The 16,946-nt window shown below is 61.6% G+C and carries 19 protein-coding genes; 12 read left to right on the plus strand and 7 right to left on the minus strand.

Going from position 1 to position 16,946, the window contains the following annotated elements; translation table 11 throughout:
* Window positions 1-756 carry a molybdopterin-synthase adenylyltransferase MoeB gene (gene moeB, locus ACRAWE_RS12240; protein ID WP_432525416.1) on the plus strand — a complete coding sequence of 252 codons (756 nt, stop codon included), beginning with the start codon at window positions 1-3 and terminating at the stop codon, window positions 754-756.
* Between the two features lie 51 nt (window positions 757-807).
* Here moeB and ACRAWE_RS12245 read toward each other — a convergent pair whose 3' ends face one another.
* Window positions 808-2,400 (minus strand): ABC-F family ATPase, encoded by a 1,593-nt coding sequence (locus ACRAWE_RS12245; protein WP_071532835.1) that lies wholly within the window; start codon window positions 2,398-2,400, stop codon window positions 808-810.
* Between the two features lie 204 nt (window positions 2,401-2,604).
* The gene (locus ACRAWE_RS12250) at window positions 2,605-3,516 is read right to left on the minus strand and encodes an alpha/beta hydrolase family protein (RefSeq protein WP_063919051.1); all 912 of its coding nucleotides are present in this window, start codon (window positions 3,514-3,516) and stop codon (window positions 2,605-2,607) included.
* A 91-nt stretch (window positions 3,517-3,607) separates the two neighbouring features.
* Here ACRAWE_RS12250 and ACRAWE_RS12255 point away from each other — a divergent pair, with 91 nt between their 5' ends.
* On the plus strand, window positions 3,608-4,039 hold the full coding sequence (locus ACRAWE_RS12255; protein WP_019454439.1) for a hypothetical protein: 432 nt from the start codon (window positions 3,608-3,610) through the stop codon (window positions 4,037-4,039).
* Here the strand turns inward: ACRAWE_RS12255 and cynR are convergent.
* On the minus strand, window positions 3,963-4,913 hold the full coding sequence (gene cynR, locus ACRAWE_RS12260; RefSeq protein WP_432525417.1) for a transcriptional regulator CynR: 951 nt from the start codon (window positions 4,911-4,913) through the stop codon (window positions 3,963-3,965). The genes ACRAWE_RS12255 and cynR overlap by 77 nt on opposite strands.
* Before the next feature lie 114 nt (window positions 4,914-5,027).
* On the opposite strand from cynR, the gene ACRAWE_RS12265 reads away from it, so the two are divergent.
* The 4 genes from ACRAWE_RS12265 to ACRAWE_RS12280 all read left to right on the plus strand — a co-directional run bounded on the left by ACRAWE_RS12265 (window position 5,028) and on the right by ACRAWE_RS12280 (window position 7,229).
* Entirely contained in the window at window positions 5,028-5,681 is a 654-nt protein-coding gene (locus tag ACRAWE_RS12265) for a carbonic anhydrase (protein ID WP_063919049.1), read from the plus strand.
* Window positions 5,682-5,698: 17 nt separating this feature from the next.
* Window positions 5,699-6,169, plus strand: coding sequence for a cyanase (gene cynS / locus ACRAWE_RS12270; RefSeq protein ID WP_432525418.1), 471 nt, complete (start codon window positions 5,699-5,701; stop codon window positions 6,167-6,169).
* Window positions 6,170-6,402: 233 nt separating this feature from the next.
* Complete coding sequence (locus tag ACRAWE_RS12275) at window positions 6,403-6,660, plus strand: YjhX family toxin (protein ID WP_063919048.1); 258 nt, start codon at window positions 6,403-6,405, stop codon at window positions 6,658-6,660.
* A 62-nt stretch (window positions 6,661-6,722) separates the two neighbouring features.
* Window positions 6,723-7,229, plus strand: coding sequence for a GNAT family N-acetyltransferase (locus ACRAWE_RS12280; RefSeq protein ID WP_063919047.1), 507 nt, complete (start codon window positions 6,723-6,725; stop codon window positions 7,227-7,229).
* Window positions 7,230-7,261: 32 nt separating this feature from the next.
* Here ACRAWE_RS12280 and ACRAWE_RS12285 read toward each other — a convergent pair whose 3' ends face one another.
* Window positions 7,262-7,759, minus strand: coding sequence for an AAA family ATPase (locus tag ACRAWE_RS12285; RefSeq protein ID WP_063919046.1), 498 nt, complete (start codon window positions 7,757-7,759; stop codon window positions 7,262-7,264).
* A gap of 170 nt (window positions 7,760-7,929) precedes the next feature.
* Window positions 7,930-8,826: a LysR family transcriptional regulator gene (locus ACRAWE_RS12290; RefSeq protein WP_154746802.1), complete on the minus strand. Its 897-nt coding sequence runs from the start codon at window positions 8,824-8,826 to the stop codon at window positions 7,930-7,932.
* 132 nt (window positions 8,827-8,958) lie between these two features.
* Here ACRAWE_RS12290 and ACRAWE_RS12295 point away from each other — a divergent pair, with 132 nt between their 5' ends.
* On the plus strand, window positions 8,959-9,690 hold the full coding sequence (locus tag ACRAWE_RS12295) for an isochorismatase family protein (RefSeq protein WP_084799113.1): 732 nt from the start codon (window positions 8,959-8,961) through the stop codon (window positions 9,688-9,690).
* 33 nt (window positions 9,691-9,723) lie between these two features.
* Here the strand turns inward: ACRAWE_RS12295 and ACRAWE_RS12300 are convergent, their stop codons facing one another.
* A complete protein-coding gene (locus ACRAWE_RS12300) occupies window positions 9,724-10,071 on the minus strand; it encodes an antibiotic biosynthesis monooxygenase family protein (protein ID WP_019454448.1) in 348 nt (115 codons plus the stop codon).
* A 12-nt stretch (window positions 10,072-10,083) separates the two neighbouring features.
* The gene (locus ACRAWE_RS12305; protein ID WP_211129817.1) at window positions 10,084-11,103 is read right to left on the minus strand and encodes a cytochrome P450; all 1,020 of its coding nucleotides are present in this window, start codon (window positions 11,101-11,103) and stop codon (window positions 10,084-10,086) included.
* An 80-nt stretch (window positions 11,104-11,183) separates the two neighbouring features.
* Between ACRAWE_RS12305 and ACRAWE_RS12310 the strand changes: the two genes are divergently transcribed.
* The 5 genes from ACRAWE_RS12310 to ACRAWE_RS12330 all read left to right on the plus strand — a co-directional run bounded on the left by ACRAWE_RS12310 (window position 11,184) and on the right by ACRAWE_RS12330 (window position 16,913).
* Window positions 11,184-11,867, plus strand: a complete 684-nt coding sequence (locus tag ACRAWE_RS12310; RefSeq protein WP_432525419.1) for an ArsR/SmtB family transcription factor — start codon at window positions 11,184-11,186, stop codon at window positions 11,865-11,867.
* A 74-nt stretch (window positions 11,868-11,941) separates the two neighbouring features.
* Window positions 11,942-12,649 carry a glutathione S-transferase N-terminal domain-containing protein gene (locus ACRAWE_RS12315; RefSeq protein WP_063919042.1) on the plus strand — a complete coding sequence of 236 codons (708 nt, stop codon included), beginning with the start codon at window positions 11,942-11,944 and terminating at the stop codon, window positions 12,647-12,649.
* A gap of 130 nt (window positions 12,650-12,779) precedes the next feature.
* A complete protein-coding gene (gene phoA, locus ACRAWE_RS12320; RefSeq protein WP_019454452.1) occupies window positions 12,780-14,207 on the plus strand; it encodes an alkaline phosphatase in 1,428 nt (475 codons plus the stop codon).
* Between the two features lie 461 nt (window positions 14,208-14,668).
* Complete coding sequence (locus tag ACRAWE_RS12325; protein ID WP_063919041.1) at window positions 14,669-16,249, plus strand: malate:quinone oxidoreductase; 1,581 nt, start codon at window positions 14,669-14,671, stop codon at window positions 16,247-16,249.
* A gap of 205 nt (window positions 16,250-16,454) precedes the next feature.
* Window positions 16,455-16,913, plus strand: coding sequence for a helix-turn-helix domain-containing protein (locus ACRAWE_RS12330; RefSeq protein WP_019454454.1), 459 nt, complete (start codon window positions 16,455-16,457; stop codon window positions 16,911-16,913).
* Window positions 16,914-16,946 lie beyond the last annotated feature (33 nt).

A 16,946-nucleotide genomic window follows, 5' to 3' on the forward strand; every position in this document is an offset into this window, starting at 1 on the left:
ATGCTGCCGGAACTGACCGACGCCGAAGCGCTGCGCTACAACCGCCAGATCGTGCTGCGCGGCTTTGACTTCGACGGCCAGGAGGAACTGAAGGCCGCCCGCGTGCTGATCGCCGGGCTGGGCGGGCTGGGCTGCGCCGCCGCGCCTTACCTGGCGGCGGCCGGCGTCGGCCATCTGGTGCTGGTGGATTTCGACACCGTCTCGCTCTCCAACCTGCAGCGCCAGATCCTGCACCGCGACGATCGCATCGGCATGAGCAAGGTCGCCTCGGCCAGGCAGGAACTGAGCGCCATCAACCCGCATATCCGCATCGACGCGATCGACGGCCGTTTGGAAGATGACGCGGTCGCGGCAGAGATCGCCGCCTGCGATCTGGTGCTGGACTGCACCGACAACGTGGCGGCGCGCGATGCGCTGAACCGTCTGTGCCACGCGCAGCGCAAGCCGCTGGTTTCCGGCGCGGCGATCCGTATGGAGGGCCAGCTCAGCGTATTCACCTATCAGCCAGGCGAACCCTGCTACCGCTGCCTGAGCCGATTGTTCGGCGACAGCGCCCTCACCTGCGTTGAAGCGGGCGTGATGGCGCCACTGGTCGGCACTATCGGCACTCTGCAGGCGATGGAAGCCATCAAGCTGCTGGCCGACTATGGTCAGCCGCTGCGCGGCAAACTGTTGATGTTCGATGCGATGAGCATGCAGTTCCGCGAGATGAAACTGCCAAAGGATCCGCACTGCGAAGTGTGCGGCGGGAAATGACGAATAAAAAAAGGGCGGGATAATTCCCGCCCTGATGCGTTGCCGTGAGGATTACACGATACCCTGGCTGCGCAGATAGTCTTCGTAGTTGCCGGTAAAGTCGATCACCTTGTTCGGGGTGATTTCCAGAATTCGCGTCGCCAGCGAGCTGACGAACTCACGGTCGTGGGAGACGAAGATCAGCGTGCCTTCGTACATCTCCAGCGCCATGTTCAGCGATTCGATGGATTCCATATCCAGGTGGTTGGTCGGTTCGTCCATCACCAGAATATTCGGGCGCTGCATCATCAGCTTGCCGAATAGCATGCGGCCCTTCTCGCCACCGGACAACACCTTCACTTTCTTCTTGATGTCGTCCTGGCTGAACAGCAGACGGCCCAGCACGCTACGCACCGCCTGCTCGTCGTCTTTTTCCTGCTTCCACTGGCTCATCCAGTCGAACACGCTCAGAGTGTCGTCGAACTCGTATTCGTGATCCTGCGCGTAGTAACCGATACGGGCGTTTTCCGACCACTTCACGGTGCCACTGTCCGGCTGCGCGTCGCCTACCAGCGTTTTCAGCAGAGTGGTTTTACCGATGCCGTTGGCGCCCAGCACCGCGACCTTCTCACCCACTTCCACCATCAGGTTCAGCTTGTTGAACAGCGGACCTTCATCGAAGCCCTTGGTGAGCGCTTCCACTTCCAGCGCGTTACGGAACAGCTTCTTGTCCTGCTCGAAACGGATGAACGGGTTCTGACGGCTGGAGGCTTTCACCTCTTCCAGCTGGATCTTGTCGATCTGGCGGGCACGTGAGGTGGCCTGCTTGGATTTGGAGGCGTTGGCGCTGAAGCGGCTGACGAACGATTGCAGCTCATTGATCTGCGCCTTCTTCTTGGCGTTGTCCGCCAGCAGACGCTCACGCGCCTGAGTGGCGGCGGTCATGTATTCGTCGTAGTTGCCCGGATAAACGCGCAGTTCGCCGTAGTCCAGATCCGCCATGTGGGTGCAGACCATGTTCAGGAAGTGACGGTCGTGCGAAATGATGATCATGGTGCTGTTGCGCTCATTGAGCACGTTTTCCAGCCAGCGAATGGTGTCGATGTCCAGGTTGTTGGTCGGTTCGTCGAGCAGCAGGATTTCCGGATCGGAGAACAGCGCCTGCGCCAGCAGCACGCGCAGTTTCCAGCCTGGCGCAATTTCGCTCATCGGACCGTAGTGTTGTTCCACCGGGATGCCGACGCCGAGCAGCAGTTCGCCGGCACGCGCTTCGGCGCTGTAGCCGTCCATTTCGCCGTAGGCCACTTCCAGATCGGCCACTTTATAGCCGTCTTCTTCGCTCATCTCCGCCAAGGCGTAGATGCGGTCGCGCTCTTCCTTCACCGCCCACAGTTCGGTGTGGCCCATGATCACGGTGTCCAGCACGCTGTACTGCTCGAAGGCGAACTGGTCCTGACGCAGTTTACCCAGGCGCTCGTTCGGATCGAGGAACACGTTACCGCCGCTCGGTGCCAGATCGCCGCCGAGGATTTTCATAAAGGTGGACTTGCCGCAGCCGTTGGCGCCGATCAGGCCGTAACGGTTGCCGCCGCCGAATTTGACAGAGATGTTTTCAAACAGCGGCTTACTGCCGAACTGCATGGTGATGTTGTTAGTGCTTAACACAGCGCTCGCTCTTTATACATAGGGAATGTGATTTGGCGCGCATTATGCCACAACGGGGTGCAGAGATCGCGGGAAGTTTCGGTGACATTTTGAGCGGTTGCGGGCACATCCGCCCGCAGGCGGTTTAGCGGAAAATACCCAGGCGAAACGCCCCAACGAGCGCACCGCCTGATTAGCAAGAATATTTGTGAGTGGCATGGCCGCTCAACGCAGCTGCTGCTCCAGCCACGCGCGCATATCCGCCACCACCCGCGTCATCTCGCTGTCGCCGTTCTCGCGCCGCATCACATGGTCCAATGCCGAATAATTCCGGTAGGTGATATTCGTTTTGCCTGCGGCCCGCAGCTCGGCGATCATTTTCCCGACCGCCCCCGGCGAAACGGCACGATCCTGGCCGCCTTGCACGATCAGCACCGGCGTCTTGATGCTGCGCAGGGTGGCGAGCTGATCGATGCTCAGCATGCCATGCCACCAGCCATAGCCATGATCGCTGGCGTTCAGTGGGAACGGCGGCGCCGCCAGCACCTGCTGTAAAAATGCGTTCAGCCCGGCTTTCTCTTCCGCCGGCGCGCCGGCGGCGCTGTGGCGCACGTCGTCGATGAACCATCGTCCGCCGCCGCTGAACGCCAGGGTGGCGTCAATCCGGCCCGAGGAGGCCGTCACCAGATTGGCGATCACCGCCCCTTCGCTGCCCCCCAGCACCGCAACCTGTCGATAGCCGTTTTGCTTAATCACCGTCTGGAGCACCTGGGTGACATCGCTCACCCGCTGCTGCGGCGTGTCGCGCTGCACGAAAGCGTCCGGACAATCCCGCCGCGGCACGTCTTCGCTGTACGGCAACCGGTCGTCGATGCCGTATTTCTCCACCGTCAGCAGGTCTGCGGCCGGTAACACCTGCCGCATTGGCGCGACCAGACGAATATGCCGCACGCTGTTGCAATCCGAGCCTTGCAGGATCACCAGCAGCGCCGGCGACGTCTCCCCAGGCACGGCGGCATCCAGATAGTAACGAATACTCGATTTGTCTTCCCGCGGCAGCGTCAGCGCCGCAGATTGCGCCATCGCCAGCCCGCTCCACAGCGCCAATACGCTCAGCATGCCTGTCGCCACTCTCATCACGTGCTCCTCTTCCCTGTTGCGTTCGGTTAATTCGTCTTTTCTGGTCTACGCTTCATGCCAACCACTCTGCTGACAGGGAAGCCCTACCATGCCACACCTCTATAACACCGCGCTGTTGATCGGCGCGGCGCTGAGCGCCATCGCCGCCCTGCTGCATATTTGGGTGATCGCCGCCGGGCCGCGCGGCTATCGGCTGTGCGGCGCCGGCGATCGCTTCATTAAGGCGGCGGAAGCCGGTAAAAAGTTCCCGGCCGTCGTCACCGCCGGTATCGCGCTGGTGCTGTTTATTTGGGCTCTGTACGCACTGTCCGGCGCCGGGCTGATCGCGCCGCTGCCGCTGCTGCGGCCCGCGCTGTTTATCATCACCTTTATCTACCTGCTGCGCGGCGTCGCCGGCCCCTTCGCCCTGCGCGATACCGGCCGCAGCCAACGCTTCATCGTCGTCAGCTCGCTGATTTGCCTCGGTTTCGGGCTGGTGCATCTGCTCGGGATGACGCAGCGCTGGAGTGCGTTGGCGTAACGCCCTGTTGCTGCAATACGGCGATAAACGCCTGCGCGGCGGCGCTGCGGTAAGCGCCTTTGCGCTGCAGCAACACCGCCTGCCGGGCCGGCATGGCGTTGGCCAGCACCACCTTTTTCAACTGCCGGTTCTCGCGCGCAATGGCGGCCGGCAGCAGCGTGGCGAGCTGCCCGCGCCGCACGATCTCAAGGATGGCGCCCAGCGCATTGGCCTCCACCGCCACCTGCGGCCGAAAACCGAGCTGCGTGCAGTAGCGATCGATAAACTGCCGCGTGGCGAAGTCGCCGCTCAGCAAGGCCAGCGGCAGATGTTGCCACTCCGCCAGCGCCAGCGGCCGACGCCGCGCCGACAGGGGATGATCGGTGCCGACCATCAGCTCCAGCGTCTCGCTAAACAACGGCGTGGCTTCCACCTCCACCGACTGCGCCATCTCAAAAGCGATGCCCAGATCCAGTCGATCCTGCGCCAGCAGCGTTTCGATCCGCTCTTGCGCCATTTCCTCAATGCTCAACGTGACTCCCGGATAGCGACGGTAGAACGCATCGATCGCCGGCCCCACCAGATAGGCGGTGAACGTCGGGGTCATCGCCAGCCGCAAATGGCCCCGCTCCAGCGTCGCTACGTCATGGATCGCCCGCGCGCCGGCGTCCAAATCCTGCAGCGCCAGCCGAGCATAGCGCATCCAGGCCTCACCGGCGTCGGTCAGTTGCACCCTTCTGCCGCTGCGATCGAACAGCGGCGCCCCCAGCGCCTCCTCCAGCTGCTTGATCTGCTGCGACAGCGTCGGTTGCGAGACGTGCAGCGCTTCAGCGGCGCGGGTGAAATTGCCCTGTTCGGCAACGGCCAGAAAATATCGAATGTGTCGCAGCAGCATAGCGCCCCAGCTATTAGCAATACCTATAGATATCATTATAAATGGGTCTTAGACCCTATAGCCAGAAGCGTTCATCATGCCGTCATCGCATAACGACACCCCAGAGAGAAAAAGATGAAAGAGGTGATTGAGGGCTTTCTGAAGTTCCAGCGCGAAGCCTTTGTTGAACGCACGGCGCTGTTTCAGCGGCTGGCGACCCGCCAAAACCCGCGCACCCTGTTTATCTCGTGTTCCGACAGCCGTCTGGTGCCGGAGCTGGTCACCCAGCGCGAGCCGGGCGATCTGTTCGTGATCCGCAACGCCGGCAACATCGTGCCTTCCTTCGGCCCCGAACCCGGTGGGGTCTCCGCCTCGGTCGAGTACGCCGTCGCCGCGCTGGGCGTGGAGGATATCGTGATCTGCGGCCATTCCGACTGCGGCGCGATGACCGCCATCGCCACCTGCCAGTGTCTGGATCACCTGCCGACGGTCGCCGGCTGGCTGCGCTACGCCGATTCGGCCAGGGCGGTCAATCAGGCTTATCCGCACGCCACCGATGAGGCGCGGGTCATGTCGATGGTGCGCGAGAACGTCATCGCCCAGCTCAACAACATCAAAACGCACCCTTCTGTCGCCCTGGCGCTGGAGCAGGGCCGCCTGAAGCTGCACGGCTGGGTCTATGACATCGCCAGCGGCGCTATCGAGGCGCTGGACGGTGAAACCCGCCGCTTCGTGCCGCTCGCCACCCATCCCGAGGTGACCGCCACGCCGGCGATCGCCCGTTTTTAAGCCAACAAGGAGCCAATATGACACACTCTCTGCATAACGCCGCCCCGCGCGAAGCGCTTACCGACACCATCATGGCCGCCAAAATCCGCCAGAACCTGACGTTCGAAGCGCTGACCGAAGGCACCGGCCTCAGTCTGGCATTCGTCACCGCCGCGCTGCTCGGGCAGCATGCGCTGCCGGAACCGGCGGCGCGCGCGGTAGCGGCCAAGCTGGGGCTGGACGAAGAGGCGGTGCGGCTGCTGCAAACCATCCCGCTGCGCGGCAGCATCTCCGGCGGCGTGCCGACCGATCCGACCATTTATCGCTTCTATGAAATGCTGCAGGTTTACGGCTCCACGCTGAAAGCGTTGGTGCACGAGCAGTTTGGCGACGGCATCATCAGCGCCATCAACTTCAAGCTGGATATCAAGAAGGTCGCCGACCCGGACGGCGGCGAACGCGCGGTGATCACCCTGGACGGCAAATACCTGCCGACCAAGCCTTTCTAATGGGCTTTTCGCCGGCGGCCCGCGTCGCCGGCGGATTGACAGCCAATCGGTCATTGGCTACAGTAACCGCGCTGAAACGCCGCCCTGGCGTTTTTCACTGCCCGAGGCCTGTATGTTGGAGATTGTAACCACCCGATAGTCGCTTCCTTGCCGTATGGCGAGGGACTCTGACGTATCCGACGCGCGTTTGCGCGGGGATGCGCGTATCTGGGGTTATTACAGGATCTCCCAACATGAACATTTCCAAAGCGGAACAACGCGTGCTGCACGTGTTGGCCAAAGGCGGCTATATCGCCTTCACCCGCAGCGACGCCGGTCACGTCACCCGCGTCGAATGCTACACCCGCGAAGGGCTCGGCTTGGCCGACTGCTCGCTTGCCGTTTTCACCAAGCTCAAAACCAAACGCCTGATCCTCTCTCGCCAGGGGCGCCCTTATCGCGTCACCGTCGCCGGGCTCAAGGCCGTGCGCGCGCAGCTGGATAACCGTTAATCATCGATACCGGTCGGGCAGGCAGCCCGGCCGGCCCCCCTTATCCGTATAAGGAAAAGACTATGAGCATCATTTTACGCCACGAAACGCCGGCCGACGTCAGCGCCATCACCACCCTGACCGCCGCCGCGTTCCTGCACGCCGAACACAGCAGCCACACCGAGCAGTTTATCGTCAACGCGCTGCGCGCTGCGGGCGCGCTCACCCTGTCGCTGATCGCCGAACAACATGGCACACCGATCGGGCACGCCGCCCTCTCTCCGGTCGTGCTCAGCAACGGCGCCGCCGATTGGTACGGGCTGGCGCCGGTATCGGTACTGCCGGCTTACCAAGGCCAGGGGATCGGCAGCCGCCTGATCCGCCAACTGCTGGCCGAGCTGCAAGCAGAGCGCGCCGCAGGCTGCGTGGTGCTGGGCGATCCAAACTATTACGGCCGTTTCGGCTTCCAGGCGCAGACCGCCCTGACCCTGCCGGGCGTACCGCAAGAGTACTTCCGCGCCGTCGCCTTCCAGGGTGGGCTGCCGCGTGCGGAGGTCGCTTTCCACGCCGCGTTTAACGCCGAAGCCTAACCCTGTTGCCGGCGCCATTACGGCGCCGGTTTTCAGTCCTGTTCACCATAGCGTACCACCGTCATTCCTTCCTCTTCCGTCGGAGGAACGAAGTACTGCGCCAGGTGCTCAAACTCCGCTTCGCTCAGGGTAAACGGATGCTCGCCGCGCGCATTCCTCAACGCTATGCGGCTCAGGCACTGCGCATGGCTGACATCGAGATAGTGCAGGCAGTGCGCGACGCCGGCCTCCTCCGCCAGAGCTTTGGCCCAGCGACGCCGGTCCGGCGTATTCATCGGGAAATCGAGCGCCACCGACCAGCCGCCGCGCAGCAGTTGAACGATGTGCCCACCCAGCGCCCGCCGCAATCGGGCGGAACAGCGCGCATAGTCTTGCAGGGTGGTCATCTCCTGTTCATACAGCGTCGCCAGCCACGCATCTTCAACCAGCAGCAGCGTTTGCGGCTGCTGCGCCAAACGTTGCGCCAGCGTCGATTTGCCCGCGCCGGCCTTGCCGCACATCAGGTGTAAAACTGCAGGGTGGGTTTTCATAATGTTCTCCGGTCTTTGCCGGAAGGGGATAAAAAAACCCGCCTTGCCGGCGGGTTTTTTATTTGCGACAGACGCGCTATCCCACCCTTCGGAGAAAGGTGATAATAATTTGCGCGAATGGGCGGTAAGATTTGCTCATGTCTAATGAATATGACAATCCAATACCGTTGTCAATCCGGCGTTCTCAGCCCACATTCACGCACAAACTCGGTGAACAACCTCACCTTCCGCTGCAAATGCCGGCGCGTCGGATACACCGCAAACACCTGGTGCGTTTCGGCGGCCATTGCGGGGAACAGCGGCACCAACCGACCGGCAGCGATCTCGGGATCGGCCACGAACGACGGCAGTGAACCGATCCCCAACCCCGCCACCAGCATATCGCGTAACATCAGGCTGTTGTTGGCGGTGAAGCGCGGCGTTAACGCCACGCTCAGGCTGTCGCTGCCGGCGCTAAACTGCCATTGTCCCGGCCTTTCCGCCAAAGAATACGCCAGGCAACTGTGCCGCTGCAGTTCCTCCGGCGCCTGTGGCACACCGTGCTGCGCCAGATAACCGGGCGCGGCGCAAATCCGTTGCTGTATCTCCCCCAGCGCCTGCGCGCTGAGCGATGAATCCGGCAACCGCCGACGAATGCGCAGTGAGATATCGAAACCGGCCGCCACCACGTCCAACACGCGATCATCCAGCGTCAGTTCTACCTGCAATTGCGGGTAACGCTGCATAAACAGCGGCAACAGCGGCGATAGCACCGTCAGGCCAAACGAGAGCGGCGCATTAACCCGCAGCATGCCGGAAACCTGCTGCGTGCTGGCCGCCACCGTCTGTTCCAGCGCGTCGAATTCGCCGAGCAGCCGGCAGGCTTCCTGGTAATAGAGCTGGCCGGCTTCGGTCAGACTCATGCTGCGAGTGGTGCGCACGATTAACAGCGTACCCAATCGATTTTCCAGCTGCTTAATCTGCTTGCTCAACGCCGCCGGCGTGATCGCCAGATCCTCCGCCGCCTTATAGAAACTGTTGCGTTCGACCACGCGGCGAAAGGCGCGCATCGTCAGTAGCACATCCATATTATGTCCTACGGGTTAATTATAAATTCAATAAACCACAGATTATTAACCCCATCAACATCAGTAGACTTTATCCAACCGCTTCCCTGAGTGGTAAGTGAACTTAATTTACTGATAATCGTGGAGTTAATAATGAAAAAGACCCTATTCGCCCTGATGTTCGGCCTGAGCGCCGCCACCGCCCCCGTCGTCGCGCTGGCGCAATCCCCTGTCGCCGACAGCCGTCAGGCGGGTTATGTGCAACCGCTGACCGCCGACAACAGCCTGTTGCTGCTGGTCGATCTGCAGGACATGTTCGGCATGACCGTTTCTTCTATCGATCAAACCAACCTGGTGAATAACGCCGCCGGTATCGCCAAGGCCGCCAAGGTATTCAATGTGCCGACCATTCTGGCATCGGCCAACGCCAAAAGCTTCGCCGGACCGGTATTCCAGCAGGTGACGCAGGCGCGCCCAGACCTGCAGGTGTACGATCGCACCGCCATCAATGTCTGGCAGGACCGGCGCGTGGCGGATCTGATCAAGCAATCCGGCCGCAAGAAAATCATCATCGGCGGGCTATGGACCGCCAGCTGCGTGATGCTGCCGGCGCTGTCCGCCCTGGGCGAGGGTTATGAGGTTTATATCCTGTCGGACGTCACCGGCGATATTACGCCAGACACGCAAAACAACGCCATGCAGCGCCTGGTGCAAGCGGGCGCTACCCCCATCAATTGGGTGGCGCTGATGCTGGAATGGCAGCAAGACTGGAGCCGCAAGGCCACGGCGGGAGGCGTATTGCAGATCGCCCGCGACCACGGCGCCGCCTGGGGAATGGGCGCCAGCTACGCCGGAGCGATGAAGGTGGGCAGCGAGGCGAAATAAGCGGATGAAAGCCCGCCGCCGGCGGGCTTTTACTCAGGTGCGGTGATAGCAACGGCTGTCCTGTGGTACCTGCTCGCGCCGGTCCAGCCCGTAATCCCGCATCACCTCCGCCACCCGCAGCCGATACTGCGCCAACACCTCGCCACGGCCGCGCGCCTGCGCCGCTCGGTGCTGTTCGAGATTGCGCCACTGCTGCACCGCCGCCTCGTCGCGCCAGAAAGAGAGCGACAGCAGGCGCGCAGGATCCGCCAGGCTTTGGAAGCGCTCGATGGAGATGAATCCGTCGATCTGCGCCAGCAGCGGCTTCAGCTCCGCCGCCAGCGCCAGGTAGGTATCGCGCTGCCCGTCGGCGGCCTGCAGTTCAAAAATCACGGCAATCATCCTCGTCTCCTCTCAACGGTAAAACTCCGGCACGCGCGCATTCAGCGAACGGCGCCACTGCACCGATTTCAACGCCCGCTCATCAATATCCAACGAACACAGATGCGCAACGCCGCAGCGCGCGATAATCCTCGCCCAACGTTCGCCCGGGCAGCGGTGCGCCCCCGCGCCGAAGGCCAGTCCGCCGTCGGCACCGAGCAGCAACAAGACGGTCTCCCCCACGCGCAGCGTGCAACCGCCAAGCTGCGTCTCGCGCAAGACGAAACGGCGCGTGTTTTGGATCGGCGGCGTTAGCGCCCGTACCCGATCCAGCGCAATGTCCACTTCACCGTTCCGCCGCGCCAGCCAATACGCCTGTCCGATCCAGCCCGCCGTCGCCTCACAGGCCTGAAACAGCAGGCCGAGCGCATTGGCCAACTCAAGCCGGGCATCGCCAATCTCCCGCTCCAAGGCCTTGCGCAGCACGCCATGCTCCGCCATCAGTTGGGCGCTGAGCCGCTGCGCTGCCGCTATACCCCGCGCCAGCTGCGGTGGTGTGCTGCCGGGTGCGATACAGCGGACGAAGTCCAGACCGTCGTCGATCAGGCATGGCCATTGCGCCCTGGGCACGCCCAATAAAGCGCCGAGGCTGCAAAGCGGCAATCCATAGTTAAAGCGAGTGATCGCCGCCGCATCGGGCACCTTTGGCGCTAACCACTCAGCGCATTGTGCAGCGGTTTGCTGAATCATGGCATCCGAACAGACGGCCAGCGCCCGCTGCAGCGCCGCTTTAAGCGCGTGGTGCTGTTCGCCGTCGCGCATCCGCGCCAGCCCGGCGAACAGCGGCGCCATCGGCGTCTCCAGCAAGGCCACCGGCACCGGCTCATCGGCCGGCCGCACGCCGAGATCGGCATTGAGCAGCGCTTCCCTCACTAGCTGCGGCACCGCGGCCACCCAACATTGCCATGCGCTATCCCAGCTCAGGGGCGGCAGAGCGCGATAATGGGCCTGCGGCTCGGCGGCGAGCGCGGCGGCATAAGGACACACGGACATGGTTTTCTCCCTCGTAGCCAGATGGCGATAACCACAGGCTAACGATGGACGCGCCGTCATACTTCGTCTAACCTCGAAGTATGCATAACATCGAGATAGAAGACCGTTTAGCGGCACTCAGCGCCGCCATCGCCGACCGCACCCGGGCGCGTATGCTGTGCCTGTTGATGGACGGGCGCGCCTACACCGCCACCGAGCTCAGCGCGGCGGTCGAGGTTGCTCCTTCCACCGCCAGCGCGCATCTGGCGAAACTGCTGGAACAGCGGCTGATCGCCTGCCTCAAACAGGGGCGTTACCGCTATTTTCGGCTGGCCGGGCAACCGGTGGCCGCCGCGCTGGAAGGCCTGATGGCACTGACGGGCGTGCCGCGCCCGTCGGTGAAGAGCAGCACGCCGACCTCGCTGCAATATGCCCGCACCTGCTACGACCATATGGCGGGCGAGGTAGCGGTGAAGCTGCACGATCGGCTGCATGCGCTGAACTGGTTGAGCGGCGAGGAAGACTACCGCTTAAGCGACGCCGGTCAGGCCGCGCTGGCGCGGCTGGGCGTCGATTGTTCCCCTGCCCCCACCCGCCGCCGTTTCGCCTGCGGTTGCCTGGACTGGAGCGAACGCCGTGCCCACCTCGGCGGCGCGCTTGGCGCTGCGCTGCTAAACGCCTTTATCAAACGCGGTTGGATGCTGCGCCAACTCGACAGCCGCGAGCTGCAGCTGACCGACGCCGGTAAAAAAGCGCTGGCCGCACATTTTGAACTCACGCTGTAGCTCTGCGTCGGGGTAGTTTTACTGCAATACTCAAGGGGTACGCTTAAGCGATCCCGCCAACCCGAGGAGTTTCCATGCTCGATCCCACCCAATTCCCGATCGTCAAACGCTGGCCGGCTCAGCACCCGGAACGGCTGCAGCTCTACTCTCTGCCGACGCCGAACGGCGTCAAAGTGTCTATCATGCTCGAAGAGATCGGCCTGCCCTATGAAGCGCACCTGATCGATATCGGCAACAACGAAACCTGGACGCCGGAATTCCTGGCGCTGAACCCGAACGGCAAGATCCCGGCGATCATCGATCCCGACGGCCCCGATGGCCGGCCGCTGCCGCTATTCGAATCCGGCGCTATTCTGCTCTACCTGGCGGAAAAGAGCGGCCGCTTTCTGCCGCAGGATCCGGCGCAGCGTTATGAAACCATTCAGTGGGTGTTCTTCCAGATGGCGGCGGTCGGCCCGATGTTCGGCCAGCTCGGTTTCTTCCACAAATTCGCCGGGCGCGAATATGAAGACAAGCGGCCACTGGAGCGTTACAAAAATGAATCGAAACGCCTGCTCGGCGTGTTGGAAACGCGCCTTGAAGGCCGCGACTGGATCATGGGGGCGGACTACAGCATCGCCGATATCTCGCTGCTGGGCTGGGTGCGCAATCTGATCGGCTTCTATGAGGCGCGCGAGCTGGTGGAGTTCGACAGCTTCCCGCGCGTCGCACAGTGGCTGGAGCGTGGTCTGGCTCGGCCGGCAGTGCAGCGCGGGCTCGCGATCCCGGCGCGCGCAGCCTGAATGCCAAACGGGATGACCGTCGGGTCGTCCCATTTTCGCTGTCATAAAATTGTCATCCCTCTGCTCTACTCTCCTTACGTAACAATTTGATGTTATTTACATTGTTGTATTACGACAAGGAGCTTACCCCATGCAACCTGCTGTATCCCTGATCGCCGGCGCCGTGCTGTCCGCCCTGCTCTGTTCCTCCGCCCTCGCGGCAGAAACCTCGGCCAATGCCGATGGCCTGACCGAGCGCGCCGCGCGCGGCAACCTCGTCGAACCGGGTGGCGCCCGTCGTCTGGCCGGCGATCAGACCGCCGCGCTGAAGGCGTCGCTGTCGGACAAACCAGCGAAAAACGTGATCCTGCTGATCGGCGACGGCATGGGGGATTCCGAGATCACCGCCGCGCGCAACTACGCTGAGGGCGCGGGCGGTTACTTCAAGGGCATCGACGCCCTGCCGCTGACCGGGCAATACACGCATTACTCGCTGGACAAGAAAACCCACAAGCCGGATTACGTGACCGACTCCGCCGCCTCGGCCACCGCCTGGGCCACCGGGGTGAAAACCTATAACGGCGCGCTCGGCGTGGACGTGAACGGCAAAGACCAGCCGACGCTGCTGGAGATCGCCAAGGCGGCCGGCAAGGCCACCGGCAACGTCTCCACCGCCGAACTGCAGGACGCCACGCCGGCGGCGCTGGTGTCGCACGTCACCTCGCGCAAATGCTATGGCCCGGAGGAAACCAGCGAGAAATGCGCCGCTAACGCGCTGGAAAACGGCGGCCGCGGCTCCATCACCGAACAGTTGCTGAAAACCCGCGCCGACGTCACGCTGGGAGGCGGCGCGAAATCCTTCAACCAGCTGGCAAAAAGCGGCGAATGGCAGGGGAAATCGCTGAAAGACCAGGCGGCGGCGCAGGGCTATCAGTGGGTCAGCAACGCGGATGAACTGCAGGCCGTCACCCTGGCCAACCAGCAAAAACCGCTGCTGGGCCTGTTCGCCGACGGCAACATGCCGGTGCGCTGGCTGGGGCCGAAAGCCAGCTACCACGGCAACCTCGACAAACCGGCGGTAACCTGCGAAAACAACCCGGCGCGCACCGCCGCCACGCCAACGCTGGCGGCGATGACCGAAAAAGCGATCGCGCTGCTGAAAGACAACCCGAACGGCTTCTTCCTGCAGGTAGAGGGCGCGTCGATCGATAAGCAGGATCACGCCGCCAACCCATGCGGGCAGATTGGCGAAACCGTCGATTTGGACGAAGCGGTGCAAAAAGCGCTGGCCTTCGCCCGCGCCGACGGCAACACGCTGGTGATCGTCACCGCCGATCACGCGCATTCCAGCCAGATCGTCGCCGCCGACGCCAAAGCGCCGGGCCTGACCCAGACGCTGACCACCAAAGACGGCGCGCCGATGACCCTGAGTTACGGCAACTCGGAAGAGGAGTCGCAGGGGCACACCGGCACCCAGCTGCGCGTTGCGGCCTATGGCCCGCACGCCGCCAACGTGGTGGGCCTGACCGATCAGACCGATCTGTTCTTCACCATGCGCGATGCGATGGGCATCAAGTAATCGCCTTGTGAATCCTGGCCGCCCGCAATGGCGGCCATTTATTATTGGTTACCGATGCGTATTTGCAATTTAACCGCAATTATTGTGTGATAACGAAATAACGTCTAATTACGCGACAATTAACCCTTGGAAATAACGCGGTTATATAGCCCTTCCCCCCTCTCTGTTTATTCCTGCGACAACAACCGGCCGTTTTTTGCTTATATTCATTTTTTTTAGTTACAAAAGTAGTTTTTAACATTCTCGCAAACAATAATACCCCGCCAGTAACGTGAACCGATCAATTTGCATCCGGACGGCCTGCAATAGTTCACTTTTCGTTAAAAACCCTATTAACAAAAAGGCATTATCGCTGCCTATCGGCTCACGCCGGGCGGTCGGCTTCATTATTTTCCAGGGTAACTCCCGCTAAATTCTTTCACCTGCAATGAGTAGAATTTACACACAAGAGATTTAATTCAATGAGAAAATTACTCGTCCTGATTTTCAGTCTCAGCCTGTTTAGCGTCACGCAGCAGGCGGCGGCTGAAGAGAAGAATAAAACCGTCGACGTGGTGTTGATCGGCGGCGGCATCATGAGCGCCACCTTGGGTACCTATCTGCATGAGCTGGAGCCGACCTGGACCATCGACATGTACGAGCGCATGAACGGCGTGGCGGAAGAGAGCTCCAACGGCTGGAACAACGCCGGTACCGGCCACTCCGCCTTCAGCGAAATGAACTACACGCCGGAAAAAGCCGATGGCACCATCGACATCAGCAAGGCGGTGAAGGTCAACGAGTCTTTCGAAATCTCCCGTCAGTTCTGGTCTTATCAGGTGAAAAACGATGTCCTGAAAGATCCGAAATCCTTCATTAACAGCGTGCCGCACATGAGCTTCGTGTGGGGCGACGACAACGTCAACTTCCTGCGTAAACGCTACGCGGCGCTGCAGCACAGCACCCTGTTCCGCGGCATGGAATACTCCGAAGATCCTGCGCAAATCAAGCAGTGGGCACCGCTGGTGATGAACGGCCGCGATCCGGCGCAGAAAATCGCCGCCACCCGCATGCCGCTGGGTACCGACGTCAACTTCGGCGTGATCACCCACCAGCTGGTTGACGCGCTGAGCACCAGCGACAAGTTCAAGCTGAACCTGAGCCACGAAGTGCGCGACATCAAGCGCAACGCCGACCAGACCTGGAGCGTGACCGTTGCCGATCTGAACCGCGACGGTAAAGAAACCACCGTTAACGCCAAGTTCGTGTTCATCGGCGCAGGCGGCGCATCCCTGACCCTGCTGCAGAAATCCGGCATCCCTGAAGCCGACGGCTACGGCGGTTTCCCGGTCGGCGGCCAGTTCCTGGTCACCACCAATCCGGAGATCGCCAACCAGCACCTGGCCAAAGTGTACGGCCTGGCCAGCGTAGGTTCGCCGCCGATGTCCGTGCCGCACCTGGATACCCGCATGCTGGACGGCAAGCGCGTGCTGCTGTTCGGGCCGTTCGCCACCTTCTCCAGCAAGTTCCTGAAGAACGGCTCGCTGTTCGATCTGCTGCACTCGCTGAGCACCTCGAACCTGATGCCGATGACCCACGTCGGTCTGGATAACTTCGATCTGGTGAAATACCTGGTCGGCCAGCTGATGATGAACGACGACGATCGCTTCGCCGCGCTGAAAGAGTACTTCCCGGACGCCAAGCAGGAAGACTGGAAGCTGTGGACCGCAGGCCAACGCGTGCAGATCATCAAGAAAGACGCGGATAAAGGCGGCGTGCTGCAGTTCGGCACCGAAGTCGTCAGCTCCGAAGACGGCAGCATCGCCGCTCTGCTGGGCGCTTCGCCGGGCGCTTCCACCGCTGCACCGATCATGCTGCATCTGATGGAAACCGTGTTCAAAGACAAAGTGGCGACGCCGGAATGGCAGAGCAAGCTGAAAGAGATCATCCCGTCTTACGGCCACAAGCTGAACGGCGATATCGAGATGACCAACAAGATCCGCGGCTACACCAGCAGCGTGCTGGGTCTGAACTACATTGAAGTGAAACCGGAAACCAACTGATTTCCCATCATTTCTTGCTGAAAAGGCCGCTTTATGCGGCCTTTTTTCTATACCCCTGCCGCTCAAAGAGCATTTTTGGCCACCTTTTTACCCCCGCTTCACCCTTGCGTAACGGCGTGCTCGCGCCTATTATCAAAGTATATTCTTGGATAATTAAGCTAAGTCACTGTGACCTGAATGTCGTTTTTGCGGGAGAACTAAAACCATGGATCGCGTCAATATCATTCACGATTTACTAGACTGGATTGAAACTCATCTGGATCAACCGCTGCTGCTGGACAACGTCGCAGCCAAGTCGGGCTACTCCAAATGGCACCTGCAGCGCATGTTCCGCAGCACCACCGGCCATGCACTCGGCAGCTATATCCGCGAGCGGCGTCTTTCGCAGGCGGCGCAGGCGCTGCGTTCCAGCCCACGCCCGATCCTGGATATCGCCCTGCAATACCACTTCGATTCTCAGCCTTCGTTCTCACGCGCCTTCAAGAAACAGTTCGGCAAAACCCCGGCAGTGTACCGCCGCACCACCCGCTGGGACGTCGCGGAATGGCCGGCGCAGCCGGTAGAGGCGGAGGCCGAACCGCGCCATGATGCCCCTACGCTGCCTCGTTGGTATGCGGGCAAGCCGCCGGAAGGCGTCTGCACCAGTTGGATGGGGCTGCGTTAATCGGCACGCTGCAAAGTACAAAAAAAGGGTTCA

The sequence above is a fragment of the Serratia sp. BFP-2025 genome (genome assembly GCF_050880365.1).
In the GTDB taxonomy this organism is placed as follows: domain Bacteria; phylum Pseudomonadota; class Gammaproteobacteria; order Enterobacterales; family Enterobacteriaceae; genus Serratia; species Serratia surfactantfaciens.